The sequence below is a fragment of the Bradyrhizobium sp. USDA 3315 genome (assembly GCF_054056795.1).
In genome coordinates this window covers 4,463,591-4,482,616 of record NZ_JBSRYP010000001.1, presented here as the reverse complement: position 1 = coordinate 4,482,616, position 19,026 = coordinate 4,463,591, and the positions used below count along the sequence as shown (strand labels likewise).

Annotated in this window: 18 protein-coding genes and 1 other RNA gene; 8 read left to right on the top strand and 11 right to left on the bottom strand. The window is 64.9% G+C overall.

Annotation, left to right across the window (positions count from 1 at the left end; translation table 11 throughout):
* Positions 1-5 precede the first annotated feature (5 nt).
* From ACVIYL_RS20640 to rsmH, 5 genes are read right to left on the bottom strand one after another with little or no spacing between them, the layout of a single operon-like run.
* Positions 6-1,439 carry a UDP-N-acetylmuramoylalanyl-D-glutamyl-2,6-diaminopimelate--D-alanyl-D-alanine ligase gene (locus ACVIYL_RS20640; RefSeq protein ID WP_456779574.1) on the bottom strand — a complete coding sequence of 478 codons (1,434 nt, stop codon included), beginning with the start codon at positions 1,437-1,439 and terminating at the stop codon, positions 6-8.
* Positions 1,436-2,893, bottom strand: a complete 1,458-nt coding sequence (locus tag ACVIYL_RS20635) for a UDP-N-acetylmuramoyl-L-alanyl-D-glutamate--2,6-diaminopimelate ligase (protein WP_456779573.1) — start codon at positions 2,891-2,893, stop codon at positions 1,436-1,438. The genes ACVIYL_RS20640 and ACVIYL_RS20635 overlap by 4 nt, the downstream gene beginning before the upstream one ends.
* A 49-nt stretch (positions 2,894-2,942) precedes the next feature.
* Positions 2,943-4,700 carry a peptidoglycan D,D-transpeptidase FtsI family protein gene (locus ACVIYL_RS20630; RefSeq protein WP_050385389.1) on the bottom strand — a complete coding sequence of 586 codons (1,758 nt, stop codon included), beginning with the start codon at positions 4,698-4,700 and terminating at the stop codon, positions 2,943-2,945.
* Positions 4,701-4,711: 11 nt separating this feature from the next.
* Entirely contained in the window at positions 4,712-5,161 is a 450-nt protein-coding gene (gene ftsL / locus ACVIYL_RS20625) for a cell division protein FtsL (RefSeq protein ID WP_253625833.1), read from the bottom strand.
* Positions 5,162-5,163: 2 nt separating this feature from the next.
* Complete coding sequence (rsmH, locus tag ACVIYL_RS20620) at positions 5,164-6,159, bottom strand: 16S rRNA (cytosine(1402)-N(4))-methyltransferase RsmH (protein WP_456779572.1); 996 nt, start codon at positions 6,157-6,159, stop codon at positions 5,164-5,166.
* Positions 6,160-6,739: 580 nt separating this feature from the next.
* Here rsmH and ACVIYL_RS20615 point away from each other — a divergent pair.
* Complete coding sequence (locus tag ACVIYL_RS20615) at positions 6,740-7,606, top strand: N-acetylmuramoyl-L-alanine amidase (protein WP_176937093.1); 867 nt, start codon at positions 6,740-6,742, stop codon at positions 7,604-7,606.
* A 120-nt stretch (positions 7,607-7,726) separates the two neighbouring features.
* The gene (locus ACVIYL_RS20610) at positions 7,727-7,954 is read left to right on the top strand and encodes a hypothetical protein (protein ID WP_016840052.1); all 228 of its coding nucleotides are present in this window, start codon (positions 7,727-7,729) and stop codon (positions 7,952-7,954) included.
* Between the two features lie 80 nt (positions 7,955-8,034).
* Here the strand turns inward: ACVIYL_RS20610 and ACVIYL_RS20605 are convergent, their stop codons facing one another.
* Positions 8,035-9,270, bottom strand: coding sequence for an RNA polymerase sigma factor (locus ACVIYL_RS20605; RefSeq protein WP_076824119.1), 1,236 nt, complete (start codon positions 9,268-9,270; stop codon positions 8,035-8,037).
* A gap of 94 nt (positions 9,271-9,364) precedes the next feature.
* Complete coding sequence (locus tag ACVIYL_RS20600; RefSeq protein WP_057014988.1) at positions 9,365-9,718, bottom strand: YciI family protein; 354 nt, start codon at positions 9,716-9,718, stop codon at positions 9,365-9,367.
* Between the two features lie 228 nt (positions 9,719-9,946).
* Between ACVIYL_RS20600 and ACVIYL_RS20595 the strand changes: the two genes are divergently transcribed.
* Complete coding sequence (locus tag ACVIYL_RS20595; protein ID WP_176937094.1) at positions 9,947-10,102, top strand: hypothetical protein; 156 nt, start codon at positions 9,947-9,949, stop codon at positions 10,100-10,102.
* 7 nt (positions 10,103-10,109) lie between these two features.
* Positions 10,110-10,310 carry a hypothetical protein gene (locus ACVIYL_RS20590; protein WP_057014987.1) on the top strand — a complete coding sequence of 67 codons (201 nt, stop codon included), beginning with the start codon at positions 10,110-10,112 and terminating at the stop codon, positions 10,308-10,310.
* 201 nt (positions 10,311-10,511) lie between these two features.
* Here ACVIYL_RS20590 and ACVIYL_RS20585 read toward each other — a convergent pair whose 3' ends face one another.
* Both ACVIYL_RS20585 and ACVIYL_RS20580 read right to left on the bottom strand, forming a co-directional pair.
* Positions 10,512-10,946, bottom strand: a complete 435-nt coding sequence (locus tag ACVIYL_RS20585; RefSeq protein ID WP_092087651.1) for a PAS domain S-box protein — start codon at positions 10,944-10,946, stop codon at positions 10,512-10,514.
* 105 nt (positions 10,947-11,051) lie between these two features.
* Entirely contained in the window at positions 11,052-11,951 is a 900-nt protein-coding gene (locus ACVIYL_RS20580; RefSeq protein ID WP_168859073.1) for a LysR family transcriptional regulator, read from the bottom strand.
* 145 nt (positions 11,952-12,096) lie between these two features.
* Here ACVIYL_RS20580 and rnpB point away from each other — a divergent pair.
* Positions 12,097-12,511: RNase P RNA component class A (gene rnpB / locus ACVIYL_RS20575), an RNA gene on the top strand.
* A 110-nt stretch (positions 12,512-12,621) separates the two neighbouring features.
* Here rnpB and ACVIYL_RS20570 read toward each other — a convergent pair.
* Positions 12,622-14,073, bottom strand: a complete 1,452-nt coding sequence (locus tag ACVIYL_RS20570) for a GntP family permease (RefSeq protein ID WP_310880687.1) — start codon at positions 14,071-14,073, stop codon at positions 12,622-12,624.
* Between the two features lie 4 nt (positions 14,074-14,077).
* A complete protein-coding gene (locus tag ACVIYL_RS20565) occupies positions 14,078-15,097 on the bottom strand; it encodes a patatin-like phospholipase family protein (protein ID WP_310880688.1) in 1,020 nt (339 codons plus the stop codon).
* Positions 15,098-15,326: 229 nt separating this feature from the next.
* On the opposite strand from ACVIYL_RS20565, the gene ACVIYL_RS20560 reads away from it, so the two are divergent.
* The 3 genes from ACVIYL_RS20560 (at position 15,327) to ACVIYL_RS20550 (ending at position 18,981) form a co-directional block, all read left to right on the top strand.
* Positions 15,327-15,506, top strand: coding sequence for a hypothetical protein (locus ACVIYL_RS20560; protein WP_310880689.1), 180 nt, complete (start codon positions 15,327-15,329; stop codon positions 15,504-15,506).
* A gap of 183 nt (positions 15,507-15,689) precedes the next feature.
* On the top strand, positions 15,690-16,217 hold the full coding sequence (locus ACVIYL_RS20555; RefSeq protein WP_310880690.1) for a hypothetical protein: 528 nt from the start codon (positions 15,690-15,692) through the stop codon (positions 16,215-16,217).
* 256 nt (positions 16,218-16,473) lie between these two features.
* Entirely contained in the window at positions 16,474-18,981 is a 2,508-nt protein-coding gene (locus tag ACVIYL_RS20550) for an arylsulfatase (RefSeq protein ID WP_456779571.1), read from the top strand.
* Positions 18,982-19,026: the final 45 nt, after the last annotated feature.

Sequence of the window (19,026 nt, the reverse complement as noted above, 5' to 3'; positions counted from 1 at the left end):
GGGTCCTATACCGCTTCTTCGTGCGCGGCCCTGTCGGGGAAGCGTTTTTCCAGCGCGCTGACAATCAGCTTCATCTTCGATCCCAGCGAGCCCTTCACCATGATCACGTCACCGGCACGGACCGCGGCGACCGCCTGCGCTTCGAGCGCCGCCGAACTCTCGGCATAGCCTCCCCGCTTGCCGGTGGAAAGGGCATCCCACAGATTCCGCATCAGCGGACCACAACAATATACGAGGTCGATGCGGTTGGCGGTCACGGCCTCGTTGAGGCCGCGGTGCAGTTCGGGCCCGGTCGGCCCGAGCTCGAGCATGTCGCCGAGCACCGCGATGCGGCGGCCATGCGGCCCGGTCTGGGCCTGACCGAGCACGTTGAGCGCGGCGCCCATCGAGGCCGGGTTGGCGTTGTAGCTCTCGTCGATCAGCATCGCCTCGCCATGGCCGACCTCGAGGGTGCGACGGAAGCCGCGGCCGGTCGGCGCCTCGAGCTGCGACAGCGACAGCGCCGCGCGCGCGATATCGGCGCCGAGCAGCGAAGCGCCGGCGAGCACCGCGAGTGAGTTCATCGCCATGTGCCGGCCGGGCATGCCGATCTTGTAGGCGATGTCATGATCCAGAATATCCGCATGCACCGCCGAGCACGTCGCGTGCAGCGACAAGTCGAGCAGCCGCGCCTCGGCGCGCTTGTCGGTGCCGAACGAGACGATGCGCGAGACTCCGGCCTGCTTTGCCTGCTTCTGCAGCCGCGCGAATTGCCCGTTGTCGCGGTTGAGCACGACGGCGCCATCGGGCTCGAGCCCTGCGAAGATCTCCGCCTTGGCGTCGGCGATCGCCTCGATGCCGGCGAAGAATTCCAGATGCACCGGCTCGATCGTGGTGATGATTGCGACGTGCGGGCGCACCATCTTCACCAGCGGCGTGATCTCGCCGGCATGGTTCATGCCGATCTCGAACACCGCAAAGCGCGTGCTGGCCGGGCAGCGCGCCAGCGACAGCGGCACGCCCCAGTGATTGTTGAACGACGCCACCGACGCATGGGTCTCGCCCTGCGCCGACAGCACGCGGCGCAGCGCCTCTTTGGTCGAGGTCTTGCCGACCGAGCCGGTCACCGCGACGATCTGCGCGTTGAGCCGCGCGCGCGAGGCATGCGCGAGCTCGACAAGACCGGCGAGCACGTCGTCGACCACCAGCAGCGGCGCATCAGCGGGAAACTTTGCCCGTTGCGCGGTCTCGACCACCGCGAGCCCGGCACCGGCCTTCAGCGCCGCCTCGACGAAGGCATGGCCGTCATGGACATCGCCCTTGATCGCGAAATACGCCTCGCCCTTTGCAATGGTGCGGCTGTCGATCGAGAGACCGGTGACGCCGTCCGGCAGCGCGCCTTGCGTGGCGGCGCGCATCGCCATCGCCATCGCATCCGAGGTCCACAACATCGTGCTCATGCGCCCTCCGCAGCCAGTGCACTGGCGACCGCTTCATGATCGCTGAATGGCAGCGTCGTGTTGCCGACGATCTGCCCGACCTCGTGGCCCTTGCCGGCGACGACCAGCGCATCGCCCGGCGCGAGGCCGGCAATGCCGGCGCGGATCGCCGCGGCGCGGTCGCCGATCTCGCGCGCGCCCTTCGCCGTCGCCATGATCGCGGCGCGGATCGCCTCCGGCTTCTCGCTGCGCGGATTGTCGTCGGTGACGATGACCTGATCGGCATTCTCTGCCGCGATCGCGCCCATGATCGGACGCTTGCCGGCGTCGCGGTCGCCGCCCGCGCCGAAGATCACGACCAGCTTGCGCCTGGCATAGGGCCGCAGCGCCTGCAGCGCCTTGGCAAGTGCGTCGGGCTTGTGGGCGTAGTCGACGAAGATCGGCGCGCCATTGTGCTCGCCGACGAATTCCAGCCGGCCCTTGGCGCCTTCGAGATGTTCGAGGCAGCCGAACACGTCATCGGCGGCGCTGCCGGTGCCGATCGCAAGCCCGGCCGCGACCAGCGCGTTCTCGATCTGGAATTCGCCAACCAGCGGCAGCCGGATCGCGTGCTTGCGCCCGCGGTGCTCGATCAGGAGCCGCTGGGCAAAGCCTTCGATGGCGGCATCGAGGAGCTTGATGCCATCGCCTGCATCGGCGTTGCGCCCGACCGCGATGATGCGCAGGCCGCGCGAGCGCGCCGCATCGATCACCTCGCCCGAACAGTCATGATCGGCCGAGATCACCGCGGCGCCGTCTGGTGCGACCAGATCGCGGAACAACCGGAGCTTTGCATTGAGGTAATGCGCGACATCGGGATGATAATCCATGTGGTCGCGCGACAGATTGGTGAAGCCGCCGGCGGCGATGCGCACGCCGTCGAGACGATACTGGTCGAGGCCGTGCGAGGACGCCTCGAACGCCAGATGGGTGACGCCGTCGCTCGCGATCTCGTCGAGCTGGCGATGCAGCGCGATCGGATCCGGCGTGGTCAGCGAGCCGTAGACGGTGCGTTTGTCCGAGACGAGGCCGATGGTGCCGATGCTGGCGGAGGAATGACCGAGCCGCTGCCAGATCTGGCGTGTAAATGCTGCGACCGAGGTCTTGCCGCTGGTGCCGGTCACCGCCGCGATCGTCGCCGGCTGGCGCGAAAAGAATTTGGCCGCGGCGAGCGCCAGCGCACGGCGCGGATTCGGCGTGATGACGAAGGGGGCGCGCGCGTGACCTTGCGGCAGATGGTCGCTGGCGACCGCGACCGCGCCGGCGGCAATCGCCGCATCGACGAAGCGCGCGCCGTCGGTCCTGCTGCCGGCCAGCGCGAAGAACAGGTCGCCCGGCTTCACCGCGCGGCTGTCGACCGCGAGCCCTCCGACAATGAGCGAGGAGGCACTCGGATCGATCGTGGCATCATCGCTGAAGAGGTCGCGAAGTCTCATGATCTTCCAGTCTGGCCGGCGCCGTTCTGGCGCCGCGTGAGTATACGCCTTACTGGGTTGTTCTGGATGCCGCAAGAATAAGGCGGTCGGACGGCGGCAGGTCGAATCGCGGTTCAACGCCCAAAAGCGGCGCAATTCGGGCGATCACATTGCCGCCGGTCGGCACCGCATTCCAGCCCGAGGTGATGAAACCGTAGGTCTCCTTCAGGGGCTGCGGCTCGTCGAGCATGATCAGGAGCTGGTATTTCGGATTGTCGGCGGGCAGGATCGCGGTGAAGGCGTTGAGCACGCGCTTCTTGGCGTAGCGGCCGTTGATCACCTTCTCCGCGGTGCCGGTCTTGCCGCCGATATAGTAGCCCTTGACGTCGGCCTTCTTCGCGGTGCCGATCTCGGCATTGAGCCGCATCAGATAGCGCATCTTGTCCGAGGTCTCGGGCTTGATGACGCGCTTGGCGAGCGCCATCGCCTCCTGCTCGGTGCGCTTCAGGAAGGTCGGCGGGATCAGGTAGCCGCCGTTGACCAGCGCGTCGATACCCATCACCGCCTGCAGCGGCGCCACCGCGATGCCGTGACCGAACGAGATGGTGACGGTGTTCAGTTCGCCCCACTTCTTCGGCACGATCGGCGAGGCGCTCTCCGGCAATTCGGTGCGCAGCCGCTCGAGCTGGCCCATCTTGCGCAGGAACGCCTTGTGCGCGTCGACGCCCATCGCCAGCGCAATGCGCCCGGCGCCGATGTTGGAGGAATAGTAGAACACCTCCTTCATGTTGATCATGCGGCCCATGTTGTGATCGTCATGGATCGCGAACTTGCCGTAGTGCAGCGGGCCACGCGCATCCCACATCGAGTTGAGGTCGAACCGGCCGCTATCCAGCGCCATCGCCAGCGTGAACGCCTTGAAGGTCGAGCCCATCTCGTAGACGCCGGTGGTCAGGCGGTTGATGCGATCGGGATCGTGCGCCTCCTTCGGATTGTTCGGATCGAAATCCGGCAGCGACACCATCGCCACGATCTCGCCGGTGCGGACGTTAGAGACGAGGCCGGAGGCGGCCTTGGCCTTGAACTTCTCTTTCGCCTTGAGCAGCTCGTCGCGCAGCGCGTGCTCGACGCGCAGGTCGACCGACAGTTCCACCGGCTTCTGCAGCCGGTCGGTGGCGAAGCCCGCGCGATGCAGATCGGCCAGCCCGTTGCTGTCCAGCCACTTCTCCATGCCGGCGATGCCCTGGTTGTCGATGTTGACCAGGCCGATCAGGTGGGCGACCTCGTTGCCGGTCGGATAGACGCGCTTGTTCTCCCGCAGGAAGCCGACGCCGGGAAGGCCGAGGCGATGGATGTCGCTCTGCTGCTTCGGCGTGATCTCGCGCTTCAGCCAGACGAAGCCCTTGCGCGACGACAGGCGATCGCGCACCTCGCTGGTGTCGAGATCGGGCAAGGCTCCGGTCAAGAGCTCGATCGCCTCGTCCTTGTCGATCAGGCGGCGCGGCTCGGCGAACAGGCTCGGCGCCTTGACGTCGGTGGCGAGGATTTCGCCGTTGCGGTCGGTGATGTCGGGCCGCGCGGTCGCGATGGCGTCTTGCGAGGCGGTGCGGCGCGCGCCGTGGCTGTCGGCGCCGACGGCGAATAGCACGAGACGTCCGGCCAGCACGCAATAGACCGCGGCGAAAGCGAGGATGGCAAGACCAACGCGCGCGCGCGCCTTGGCGGCGCGGTCGACATTGCTGCCATACAGCAGCGTGCGGATCAGCCGCTGGTTCCAGGGCTCGGCGGGTTTCACGGCCGGTGTGTTGGCGGGTGCCGGATCGGTCATGGCTGGTCCCGTCATTGCTGGTCTCCCCCGCCCTGCCCGGAGTCTTCGGGCGCAGGCTGGTCGGCGGCCGGCTGGTCGGTCGCCGCCTTGTCGATCGATCCGGTGGTGCTGTCGGGCGCCGCGGCGGCCTCGATGGTGTCGATCATCGCGCCGATCGGATCGCGCGAACCGGGCCGCGTGAAGCTCGGCGGCCGCTCCGGCAGGTTCTTCAGGGAATCGTACTGGTTGGCGTTGACCGGCTTCAGCGGCAGATGGCGCTCGGCGAGGCCCTGCAGCCGGAGCGGCGCATCGAGCTTGGCCCATTCGGCGCGCAACGCGGCGATCGCATTGCGCTGCTCGCGGATCTCGGCGTTGAGCTGCAGCACGCGTTCGACGCGCGCGGTCGATTCCATCTTGATGCGGTAGACATAGGACGCCGCGAAGATCAGCATGCCGATGACGAGGAGATGGAGAAGGCGCATCGTCACCCTCCCCGCTTCAGGTCGGACAGCCGCGGCCATGACGGCAGGTCGTCGTCGGCGTGCATCGGCGCCGCGGTGCGCTCGGCGGCACGCAGCTTGGCCGATCGCGCGCGCGGATTGGCGGCAAGCTCGGCCTCATCGGGCGTCACCGGCCGCTTGGTCAGGATCTGAAAGCTCGGCGCCGCTTGCGCCATTTCGGGCAAATGCCGCGAGCCGGCGGAGACCTTGCCGCGCAGGCTGAGGAAATTCTTGACGATGCGGTCTTCCAGCGAATGGAACGAAACCACGACGAGCCGGCCGCCCGGCTTCAGCACGCGCTCGGCCGCTGCGAGCGCCCGATAGAGCTCATCGAGCTCCTCATTGACGAAGATGCGCAGCGCCTGAAAGGTCCGCGTCGCCGGATGGATCTCGTTCGGCTTGGCGCGCACGACCTTCGCGACGATATCGGCAAGCGCGTCGGTCGTCGTGATCGGCGCGTCCTTGCGCGCGGCGACGATGGCGCGGGCGACGCCGCGCGAATGCCGCTCCTCGCCGAAGATATAGATGATGTCGGCGAGTTGTTTCTCGGAAGCGGTCGCGACCACGTCGGCCGCGGTCGGGCCGCTCTGGGCCATCCGCATGTCGAGCGGACCGCCGAGCCGGAATGAGAAGCCGCGTTCGGCCTGGTCGAGCTGCATCGAGGAGACGCCGACATCCATCACGACGCCGTCGACCTTATCCACCCCGTGCGACGCGCAGACCTCGGCGAGGTTGGAGAAGCGGTCCTCGACCAGCGTCAGCCGACCGCCCGCGCCGTCGACCAGATCGAAGCCGCCGGTTATCGCGGTGCGGTCGCGGTCGATGCCGATCACGCGGGTATCGGCGACATCGAGGATCGCCCGGCTGTAGCCGCCGGCACCAAAGGTGGCGTCGACATAGACGCCGCCGGCGCGCGGCGCGAGATACGCGACCGCCTCGCGGCCCAGCACCGAAATGTGACGCGGCGCACGCTCGCTCATGCGCCACTCCCGGGCGGAGCCGCGTAACTGGCATGCAAGCTGGGTGCGCGCCGACTCATTGCGCCTCGAATCCTCGCGCCCAGAGCCTTCTTCGTTCCGATTGGATCGGAACGGGGCTCTGGATTCCTGTCTTGACGCGTTTTCTTCACGCGAACCGGTATCCACTTCGCTCGAAAACGCGTGAAAAAGCCGCTGCGTGACGCCAGCGCCAACTCCCGTTCTCGGCCGCAAATCCTGATATCCGACCGGAATTGGGAGGGTTTCCATGGGATTTCGCGCAAACAGCGGGGCTCAGCGTCCTTTGGCCGTCCCCCGAAACCGGTTCGGCACTTCACCTCTCAGTAACGGCACTTAACGTTAAGAAAACGTTGATGATCGGTTAGCGGAATCGCGCGGCTTTGATCCGCATTCGAGTGATACCCTCGCGACCCACTCCGGGCACAATGGCGCAGCGCATCATGCGGATCGTGGAACCGGCAGGGGTCGATTGCGCGGCCCGCACGGTAAAGGAATAGTAAACGCCTATTTGTTTATCCATGTGTCAAAATGCTTTCTCCTGGTTCGGGTTTGAGTGATTCGTATGGCTTCAAGTTCGTCTTCGTCCGGCAACGCTGATTCGAAGCGTCAGCGCGCCCTCCCTGTTCCAAAGGGGGTGGCGGACGCGAAGACGTTCACGCCGGATTCCTCGATCGCCTCCGACGTGATCCCGTCGGCGAACTTCGGCGATCGCGCCAATGGCCGGCAACCCGACATGATCGTGCTGCACTACACCGGCATGCCCGACGTCGAGGGTGCGATCACCCAGCTCTGCACGGCCGGCACCGAGGTCTCGGCGCACTACATCGTGCTCGAGGACGGCCGCATCGTGCAGTGCGTGCCGGAGAGCAAGCGCGCCTGGCACGCCGGCGTGTCCGCGTGGGCCGGCGATGACGACATCAACTCCTGCTCGATCGGCGTCGAGATCGTCAATCGCGGTCACGATTGGGGCTATCCGGATTTTCCGCTGCGCCAGATCGCGGCTGTCATAGCGCTGTGCCGCGGCATCATGCTTCGCCGCAAGGTGGTTCCGCATCGCGTGCTCGGCCATTCCGACGTGGCGCCGGCGCGCAAGAAGGATCCCGGCGAGAAATTCCCGTGGCACTCGCTGGCCAATTCCGGCGTCGGGCACTGGGTGCAGCCGGCGCCGATCGTGCGCGGCGACGCGCTGCAGCTCGGTGCGATCAGCGACAGCGTCTCCAACATGCAGGCCGCGTTCCGGCGCTACGGCTACAACATCCCGAACAACGGCAAGTTCGACGGCCCGACCATGGAGGTCGTCACCGCCTTCCAGCGCCACTTCCGCCCGGAGCGCATCGACGGGATCGCCGACCGTTCCACCATGGCCACACTGCACGCGCTGCTCGAGAGCCTGCCGCCGGATGCGGCGACGGTGGTCGCGTCGAGCTAGGCTCGCCTCCGTCCGTCGTCGCGAGGAGCGGTGCATTTACCGGCCAAGTGTGCGTGCACGTTGGAACTTTTCGGCATGAGCGGTCTTTGTAGGTGGGGCGGTCCGAGTGGAGATTCGTCCATGTTCAAAGCACTGATCGCAGGAGCCGCCGCCGTCGGCCTCATTGTCGCTCCGGCAGCCGCTGGCGCTATGTCGACCCAAAGCAAGACCATGTCGTCGACCCATCACAAGACCCAGAAGGTCCATCACGCGCAGAAGAAGATGGCACCCGGCACCACGACCGGCATGTCGAAGGGGACGACGACCGGGCAATCGAGCACCGGCGCCAAGGCAAAGACAGGGTACTGAGCACGCTCAACGCCTCACGGCGCGCTGACCATCGTGGATAAATGGCGCGCCGTCACTGGCCACGCAAGAGATGGGGTGCGTCACCCCATCTCGGCGATGCGCCGCGCATAGAGCCGGCGCAGCGGTTCGAGTTGCGTGGCTGCCGTTGCGGCGAGATAGGCCTGCCGCGCTTCATCCTTGCGGCCGAGGCGGCGCAGCAGGTCGGCGCGCACCGCGGGCAGCTGGTCATATCCCTTCAAAGTGCCGCGCGCGTCCAGCGCGTCGATCAGGTCGAGCGCGCGCGCCGGACCATCGACCATCGACACCGCGGCGGCGTGATTGAGCTCGATCACCGGCGACGGGCTGATGCGCAGCAGCACCTCGTAAAGACCGGCGATCTGCGGCCAGTCGGTGTCCTTGTAACTCGGCGCCCGCGCGTGCAGCGCGGCGATCGCCGCCTGCACGGCGTAGGACTGCGGCCGGCCCGGCATCCGCAGCGCCTCCTCGACCAGTTCGAGGCCTTCGGCGATCTGCTGGAAATCCCACAGCGAACGGTCCTGCTCCTCGAGCAGCACGATATCGCCGCCGGCGGTCTGGCGGCCGGCGCGGCGCGCATCATGCAGCAGCATCAGCGCCAACAGCCCCTTGATCTCGCCGCGCGCCGGTATCAGCGCATCGATCAGCCGCGCCAGCCGGATCGCCTCGCGGGCAAGATCGGGCCGCATCAGATCCTCGCCGGCGGTCGCCGCATAACCTTCGGTGAAGACGAGGTAGATCACCGCGAGCACGCCGGTGAGGCGCGGCTCCAGCGCCTCACGCTCCGGCACCTCATAGGGAATGCCGGCGAGTTTTATCTTTTGCTTGGCGCGCAAGAGGCGCTGCGCCATGGCGTCCTCGCTCACCAGGAAGGCGCGCGCGACCTCGACCGTCGTCAGCCCGCACACCGTGCGCAAGGTCAGCGCGACCTGGACCTCCGCCGCAAACGACGGATGGCAGCAGGTGAAGATCAGCCGCAGCATGTCGTCGTCGAGCGTTGCATCGGCCGGCTCGGGCGAGGACTCTGCATCGAGCAGGATCTGATGCGTCAGTTCCTGCTGCTTGCCGCGAAACGTCGCCGCGCGGCGAACGCGGTCGATCGCCTTGTTGCGGCCGACATTGACCAGCCAGGCACGCGGATTGGAGGGGAATTCGCCGATCGGCCAGCGCTGCAGCGCCACGGCAAAAGCATCCTGAAGCGCATCTTCGGCCAGGTCGAAATCGCCGACGAGACGGATCAGCGTTGCGAGCGCCCGGCCCGCCTCGTCGCGAAACACTTTTTCGATCTGGCTGGGGGTCATGGTCTCACCGTCATTCCGGGGCGATGCGAAGCATCGAACCCGGAATCTCGAGGTTCCGGGTTCGCGCTTCGCGCGCCCCGGAACGACGAAACCATCACTTGTCGTAGATCATCACCGGCCTGACTTCGATCGAGCCGGTCTTGGCGCCGGGAATCCGCGCCGCGAGGCCGAGCGCCGTGTCGAGATCCTTGGCATCGACCAGATAATAGCCGCCGAGTTGTTCGCGGGTTTCCGCAAACGGCCCGTCGGTTGTCAGCGTCTTGCCGTCGCGCACCCGAACGGTGGTCGCGGTCGACACCGGCTGCAGCCCGTCACCCGCCTTGAAGTGTCCGCTCTGGATGATGGACTGGGTGTAGACGCCATATTCCGCCGACAGGGCCTTGCGGTCGTCGGCATTCATGCGGCCATATTCCGCGTCGCTCCGGTAGATCAGCAACAGATATTGCATCTTGAGAACTCCTCTTGATCGGCTGGATCGCCGACACCCAGTCGAACGGGCGACACGCAGGACGACATCGTCAGGATAAATTATTTTGGCCGCCCGCCGTGAATGTCTCACCGGCCCGGCGGGCCGCAGAGCCAGCTTATATCGGATAATCCGATAGTAATCGCCAATATTATTCGTTTGTTAAATTCATGGCAGCGCGTAGCCTTCGCATGCCCGGAGGACTTCGCCATGACACCACTGCCGCAGACAGCCACACGCCTTTCCCGGCTCCTGCTGTCGATGCTGTACCGAATCCTGCGCAGCCGGATCGTGGCGAAACCGCGCCACCACGCCAGTCAGGTCGCCTCGAACATCGCCGCGGGCGGCAATCCGCTCGGCGTGTGAGCAGGCAATGCAACGGGGCATCACGCGCCTGAAGGCGTTGCGTCAGCTGATCGCCGACGAAGGGCTGACCATCGCGATCCTTGCGGCGGTCGCCGCAGCGACGGTGATCGCATTTGGTTTCGGTGCGGAAGCCGACATCGTGGCCTCGATGCTGGTCATCGGCCTTGTGACCGCGCTGGCGGAGACCCGCCTGCGATCGGGAAAGTAGCTCCAGCGGCCGTGATCGGCTCCGGAGGGGATGACCGAGAACCTGGCATTTGCTTGTAGCCTTATCCGCGTCACTGCGAGCGAAGCGAAGCTATCCATCTGTCGCATGTGCGGAGCGATGGATTGCTTCGTCGCTTCAGCGCAAAATTGCTTCGCAATTTTGTCGCGAGCTCCTCGCAATGACGGCATGGCTTCCCAGCCTTTACGACGATGTCGCGGCCTGCTGCGCGGCGCGGCGCCGCAACTCCTTGAGCTCCTCGAAACGCTTGGTCACGTCGCGCATCACCGCGACGGTGCCGGCGACCTTGTGCGCCGCATCGTGCAGCATCTCGATGGTGAATTCGACGGAGATGCGCGTCCCGTGCCTGGTCAGCGCCGGCACCGACAGCAGATCGCCCTGACCGTAGCGGCTCGTCCCGGTCGCCATCGTGTGCCGGAAGCCGGCCCAGTGACGCGCGCGCAGATTCTCCGGAATGATCAAATCGAGCGATTGTCCGATCGCCTCCTCGGCGCTGAAGCCGAACATCCTGACCGCGCCGGGATTCCACAAGGTGATACGGCCTTCGACATCGGTCGCGACGATCGCGTCGGAGGCTCCCTTGAGCAACGCGTCTCCCACTTCTGCCGCAATATCCATCGTTTGAACTCCTGCTGATCCCGATCCTGCTGTGAACGCGGACGTTCGCGCTGACAAGCGAAGAAAGCCGATGGAATCGATCGGAGATGCCGATAGAAATCGCGGTCAGCGCCGCCGCCGCGCGGCAGGCCTGGCCCGCGGCAGGTCCGCGCTCGCATTAACCTGCGACGCGGCAAGCCGATGCATGGTCTCGACTGCGCGCGCCAGATGATCGTCCTGGCTGTCAGCCGGATAGGCGACATAGGCGGGCATCGCAAAGCCAGGTGCGCCGGCGACGGCGTGCAGCCGCCGCGCCTTCAGGAGCGGCTCCACGATACGACGCGCGAAGAAGCCAGAGCCGCCATTCTCCAAAAGATGCTGCAATCCGAGCCAGCCGATATTCACCGTCAGCGCGGGGCCGGCGAAATTCGGAAACAGCGTGGCGTGACGCGCGTAGAATTCGGGGCCCCAATCGACATAGACATAGCCCGGTCCCGGCTCCGGTGCGCTTTTCGGATCGGTCGACACCAGGATGAGCTGCTCCTCGAACAGCTGCTCGACCTTGAGGCCGGGGCGGCTCTGCGGCGTGTACATCACGCCGATGTCGATGCGTCCCTCGACCAGCCCCTGCATCAGCTCGGGCTCGAGCGCGCTCTCGGCGCGGATCGAGATGTCGGGATGCGCCCGCGTCATCAGCGGCAGCCAGCGCAGCAGATACTCTTCCCAAAGTCCGATGCGGCCGCCGACCACCAGCGTCGCGGAAAATCCCTTGGGGATTCCGACATCATGGCGCGCCTGCTCGACGGTGCGGACCAGCACCGAGGCGTGGCGCTGAAACTGGCGGCCGGCCGGCGTCAACGTGGTGCCGGCCTTGTTGCGCACGAACAGCACGCAGCCGAGCTGCTGCTCGAGCGTGTGGATGCGGGTGCTAACGGTCGACTGGCTGACATGCAGCCGCTCCGCCGCGGTGATGAAGTTGCCGGCGCTCACCACCGTCAGGAACGTCCGGGCCAGTTCGGTATCCATGGCGCCTCGACCTTTGGATCGATCAAATCGATATCAAAGGCCTCTCCTCTGCGAATGTCAAAATCGAGAGCCAGCCGCGCGCCAGGCCAAGGTTAACCATCGCAATCGCTTGACGCGGGCGGCCAAAGCCCGCATGCGTAACCCGTCAGTCGGCCGGACGGCCGCTCCCGCAAGCGCCGAAAGGCCGCGGGGGAGGAAAGTCCGGGCTCCATCGACATGCGGTGCCGGATAACATCCGGCGGGGGCGACCCCAGGGAAAGTGCCACAGAGAACGAACCGCTCCCTCTTCGGAGGAAGTAAGGGTGAAAAGGTGCGGTAAGAGCGCACCGCGTTTCCGGCAACGGAGACGGCATGGCAAACCACACCGGGAGCAAAACCGAATAGGGACGGCAACGCGGTTAGTTCGCGCACGCGCGATAACACCGCAGGGCGATGTCAGGCCCGCTGTCCGGGTAGGTTGCCCGAGGCAAGGTGCGAACCTTGTCCCAGAGGAATGGCCGTCGCGCATCATTCGCAAGAATGGTGCCCTACAGAACCCGGCTTACAGGCCGGCTGATATCTTGGAGTATGAGGGGCTCGGCGCGACACGCCGGGCCCCTCGCCATTTTCAGATCAGCATCGTTCCAGCTACGCGCGCCGGCGGGAAGTAGAGCCAACCCATCGTCTTGCGTCAGAACGACCCGAATGCGGTGCCGATCGCAATCACCGCTGCGAGAGCAATGACAGAACTCACAATGCCGACCATGACAATGTCGAGATAGCTATCGCGATGCTTGAGCCCACAGATCGCAAGCAGGCTAACGACAGCGCCGTTGTGAGGTAGAATGTCCAGCGTTCCCGAACCGATCACCGCGACGCGATGCAACAGGCCGGGGTCAATACCCGCCTCCGCGGCAAGATCCATATAGGTCCGTCCCAGCGCATCGAGCGCGATCGTCAAGCCGCCGGAAGCCGACCCCGTCAGCGCGGCAAGGATGTTCGTCGCGACCGCGAGCGACACCAATGGACCGCCTTCAATTCGCAACACCCAGTCCCGCACCACGCCGAAAGCGGGAAGCGAGGCGATAACGGCGCCGAATCCGACAAGGCTTGCGACGCTCAGCGCCGGCAGGACCGACGCGTTGGCACCGGCATCCATGGTTCGTCGCAATGCGGGCAGCCGCGTCCAGTTGCAGAGGATGACCGTCACGATCGCTCCCGCCAACGCCACGACCACCGACCAGACGCCGGCCACGGCAGCCAGCGATGTATTTCCCCACCGCTGTTCGGCCAGGAACGAGAAATCAAGCCGAGGCAGCACAACCAGCGACATCACCAGATTGACGGCGACGACGACGATCAGGGGAAGCAAGGCGTTGAAAATCGGGACGGCGGCATCGCTGTGATATCCGTGGCGGAGCTCCGCCGGGTCGAATTCCCGCGCCGTCGTAGCCCGCTCGCGCAACAGCTCATCGTCGGCTGCATCCGCCGGCACCGGCGGCTCGTCGCCATATCCCTCTTTTGCGCGATGCGCTGCCTTCTCCGCGCGAAGAAGCCACCACAGCCCGACGCCCAGCATGATGATCGAGGCGACAACGCCGAGGCCCGGTGCGGCAAAGGGGGTCGTGCCGAAGAAAGGCATCGGTATCGCATTCTGTATCGACGGCGTGCCCGGCAGCGCCGACATGGTGAAGGTCGAAGTCCCGAGAATGACCGCCGCCGGTACCAGACGACGTGGAATCCCCGCCGTGCGAAACAGCGACTGCGCCATCGGAACGATGACAAAGAAGGCGACGAACAGGCTGACGCCGCCGTAGGTAACCAGTGCGCCTGCGAGCACGACCGCGAGGATGATCCGGCGTTCGCCCAGGCACCGGGAGATGAAGCCCGCGACCGCAGCGACCGCGCCGCTGTCATCCATGAGCTTTCCGAACACGGCGCCAAGCAGAAAAATAGGGAAGAACTGCGCGAGAAACTCCGACGCACTACCCATGAAGGTCTGCGTCCAGTTGGCAAGCAGCGGCTCGCCACCGAAAGCTGCGGCCACCAGCGCACAGAGCGGTGCGAGCAGCAGCACGCTCCAACCGCGGAAAGCAAGACAGACCAGCAGTCCAAGCCCGACGAGAATGCCGAGAAGACCCATCGTCTCAGCACTCCGCCAGCAGAATATCGAGATCTGCGGTCGAACGCTCACCGAGATCGGCGCCATGCGCCTCGAGGAATTCGCCGGCGGCTCGCCGCCCTTCCTCGTGCAGCTTGGCCACGAACGCCCATTCGGCATTAAGCTTGGATGACGAACCGAACGTCGCGAGCATGTCGCTCTTGATCCGGTGCGTCTTCATCTGCGCCCAGCGGGCGCCTTCCCCAGTACCGGGGTCGGCGACCTGGCGAAGCAACGCGATCATCCGCAGCTCCTTTGCCAGCGGCGAGTTGAACGAGATCTCGTTAAGCCGGTTGAGAATGTCAGCGGCCGTGCGCGGCTGCTCCGGACGCTCGGTCGGGTTGATCTGGACGACGACGGTGTCGCGCGCGTCGGTCTCGCGAACGAGCGGCGTAATCGTGGGATTACCCGCGTAGCCGCCGTCCCAATAGGGCTCGCCATCGATCTCGATCGCGCGAAACATCGTTGGCAGGCAAGCCGACGCAAGCAGGACATCCGCGGTAATCTCCGCGTTGCGAAAAATCCGTCCGCGGCCCGTACGCACGCGCGTGGCGGTGATGAAGAGCTTGATCGGCGCGCGTGCAAGACGCTCGAAATCGATACTGTCGTTCAATATGTCGCGTAGCGGATTGAAGCCAAGCGGATTGAGGTCATAGGGTGAAAGCATCCGCGACATCAAATCGGTGAAGAGATAGGCCGGGGAGCTGTCAAGCGACCAGCGTCCCATCAGGCGGTCGAGCGGCGAGCGTTGCAACGGACTGAATGCGGCGGCGCGCGAGACGCTTCGCCAATATTTTTCAAGCGCTTCGCGCGCGCCGGCAGCGCCGCCCGCGGTCCAACCATCCGCCAGCACGGCTGCATTCATCGCTCCGGCCGATGTCCCGGATATGCCCGCAATCTGAAACCATGGTTCTTCGAGAAGCCGATCCAGGACACCCCACGTGAACGCACCGTGCGATCCCCCGCCTTGAAGCGCCAGGTCTACGAGCACGGGGCTGCGGTTCATGAATCCATGCTCACCAGCACGCGAGATACTGATTATGTCGCAGTTTAGCCGAACATGCGAGACAAAGTTGCGGTCGCTGCGCAATTCCGACGGCGAACTTCGAACGATATTATCTCAACTCGAAGCGAAGCGAACCGATCGCTTCAGTGCCGCCACAGGCCCACGTTTCTTAAAAGGCGACATGCATGGGGTCGCGGGCGTAGAGTGTGCCCCTCGCGGAGGATCGCAGATGGACCTTCAGAAGATCATGGCGAAGGCAAGAGACATCGCCAGGAGTACCGGCACGATCACGACCGAGCAACTGAACGGGATGTGCCCCAACAATATGGAGCCCGAAGATATCGCGGCTCTGTTTGCGGCTCTGCGGACTGAGGGGATTCGTCTCAAGGACGACGAAGCAGAACAGTAGGAGCCCAAAGTAGGAGCCACTGTGCTTTGACGCCACAGCAAGACAATCGATCACTGCGATCGAAGCGCTGGCCGAGTTTGGATAGTGGCAGATTGGCCATCCGGCGGCATTGCAGCTATGATCCGCTACAGCTGGACGTGTCCTTCTGCCCCGAGATTCAAGAAGATCAGAGGAGGAATAGGAATGTCGGTCGCCTGCAAGTTCGAACGCAGCATCCTCAGCCATGAAGAATATGAAGCAATCCGCCTGACGCATCATCCCGCCATCTACGGCGTCGAGGTGAGCGAGCTCGAGGCCATGCGACCCCGCTTGCGCAAGATGCGCGACAAGGAGCGAACGGTCGGCCGACAGAAGCAGCGAGAGAGCCGCGGAAAGGCCGAGGCTCGCGGCACGAGCTTTCCAGGAACCGCCAAGCATGCTTCAGAGCGAAAACAGGTCTTCGCGGCAGCGCTGAAACGGGTCAACACGGAGCTGAGGCGTCAGCACAATTTGGCAGCCCGGACCGCACATGTCGAAGCTGCGCGAAAGGCCCTCGCGCTGTACCGGGCCGCGAACTTCACGACGCGTCCCCCGGCTGGAGCCCCCGCGGGCGAAGGCATGGCGTCGAAGCCAAGCGAACGCCGACGAAAGATCATTGCAGGCGCAAAGATCGGACGCGTATCGCAGGCGACGAAGGTCGCTCAAGCCGTCCGCGACGCGCGCGGTGCATGATCCCGGGCAAACAAGCGGCTGATTGATTCCGGCGCGGCATCGGCATCCCGCGGCATACGTCAGCCGTCGCGGTTGCGCGCGGCCTGCCGTATGCCGAAGTGGACAGCGCGGGCGTGTCAGCGGCATTGGTCAATGCCGCTGACCTGGTCGGGATCGCTCCAATCCTCGCCCGCGCTTTCCGGCTTGATGTACATCAATGTTGCGACCGCCATCACAGGTGACGCTGCCCATATTTTTTTGAATCGGGAGCGTCGCCATGCATTGCCCCAAAGCTGTGTCAGCTCTTACGCTTGGATTGCTCATCTCCACGTCGGCGCTAGCCCAGCAAGGCACCGGTGCACCGGGCTCGCCCAGCGCCACGACAGCAATCGACGGAAGGCAGCTTCCGCCACCCGATCCCAAGTTCGGCGGCATTATCAAGGACGGCGCCCTGCAGTCGAAGCCGTGGTGGCCGTCGCGTATCGTCCCGCCCAAGGACGCACCGAACGTGCTCCTGATCATCACGGACGACGCCGGCTTCGGCGTGCCGAGCACCTTTGGCGGCGTCATCCCGACGCCGGCGATGGACCGCATCGCCAATGACGGCCTGCGCTACAACCGCGTCTTCTCCACCGCGCTTTGCTCACCGACCCGCGCCGCGCTGATCACCGGGCGCAATCACCATTCGGCTGGCTTCGGCGTGGTCTCCGAGCAGTCGACCGGCTTCCCGGGCTACAACAGCATTATCGGCAAGGATAAAGCCACAATCGGTCGGATCCTGCTCGACAACGGCTACGGCACTTCGTGGTTCGGCAAGGAGCACAACACGCCAGCCTTTGCCGCGAGCCAGGTCGGGCCGTTCGACCAATGGCCGGTCGGTATGGGCTTCGAGTATTTCTATGGCTTCGTCGGCGGCGACGCCAACCAGTGGGAGCCCAACCTCTTCCGCAACACGACGCAGATTTATCCGTTCCAGGGCAAGCCGCCCGGCACCTGGAACCTGGTCACCGCGATGGCCGACGACGCCATCGATTGGATGACGCGGATGCACCAGACCGACCCGTCGAAGCCGCTCTTCATCAAATACGCGCCCGGCGCCACCCACGCGCCGCATCACCCCACCAAGGAGTGGGTCGACAAAATCAGCGCGATGCATCTGTTCGACGATGGCTACGAGAAGCTGCGCGAGCGCATCCTCGAGAACCAGAAGCGTCTCGGCGTCGTTCCCGGGAACACCAGGCTCGCACCATGGCCCAAGGAAATGCTGAAGCCGTGGGACCAGTTGAGCCCCGTGGAGAAAAAGCTCTTCATCCGCCAGGTCGAGGTCTTTGCCGCCTACGCCGCCTACAGCGACCACGAGATTGGCCGCGTGATCCAGCAATTCCAGGAGCTCGGCCGGCTCGACAACACGCTTGTCATCTACATCAACGGCGACAACGGCACCAGCGCCGAAGGTGGACCGCTCGGCACGCCAAACGAGGTTGCGTTCTTCAACGGCCTGAACGAGTTGCCGGCAGACGTGCAGATGAAGTTCTACGACGTCTGGGGCACCGAACAGACCTACAACCACATGTCGGCCGGCTGGTCATGGGCATTTGATACCCCGTTCGACTGGTTCAAGCAGAACGCTTCCAGGCTCGGCGGCATCAACCAGAACATGGTGGTGTCGTGGCCGGCACGCATCAAGGACAAGGGAGCCTTGCGCGAGCAGTTCGTGCATGTGATCGACGTCGTCCCCACGATCCTCGAAGCGGCGGGCATCCGCGCGCCCGAAGTCGTCGACGGCATCAAGCAGGCGCCGATCGAAGGCACGAGCTTCGCCTACACCTTCGACGCGGCGAACGCGAAGACCGCGTCGCGTCACAAGACCCAGTACTTCGAGATGTTCGGCCAATGGGCTCTCTATGACGACGGCTGGATGCTCTCCACCAAAGTCAACCGCGCGCCGTGGCAGACGTTCGGCCCGGCGAACCCGGACCCGCTCAACAATCAGGTCTTCCAGCTCTACAACCTGAACAACGACTTCAGCCAGACCGACGACATCGCGGCGCAGAACCCTCAGAAGGTCAAGGCGATGCGGCAGAAGTTCGTTTCCGAAGCCAGGAAGTATCAAGTTTTCCCGCTCGATGCTTCAGTCGCGGCCCGCATCGTGGCGCCGCGCCCGAACATCACCGCCGGCCGCAAGGAATTCGTGTACACGCGGCCGATGACGGGATTGCCGCAGGGGGATTCGCCGGCGCTGCTCAATACCTCGTACACGATCACCGCGGACATTGATGTGCCGCAGGGCGGTGCCGAAGGCATGATCTTGACTTCGGGTGGCCGCTTCGCCGGCTATGGCTTCTACCTGCTGCAGGGCAAACCGGTCTTCCTCTGGAACATGGTCGATCTCGAACGCATCAGGTGGGAGGGCCCTGATGCGCTGTCGCCGGGCCAACACACGGTTGAGTTCGATTTCAAATACGACGGCATTGGTGCCGGCACGCTCGCGTACAACGATTTCAGCGGCCTCGCTCAGCCCGGCACCGGCACGCTGAAGGTCGACGGCAAGGCGGTTGCCAGCCAGAAGATGGAGAAGACGCTGCCGATGATCCTCCAGTGGGACGAGAGCTTCGACATCGGCTCCGACACGCTCACGGGCGTGAACGATGCAGACTACAAGCCTCCATTCCCGTTGACGGCCAAGCTCAACAAACTCACCATCAAGGTCGACCGGCCGCAACTCACGCCCGCGGACATCAAGAAACTGCAGGCGGCGATGCAGGAAAAGGCCAGCGCCGACTGATCGCAGGGCATGCGTGCGGGCCGCGCCACATGGCGAAGAGCCCGC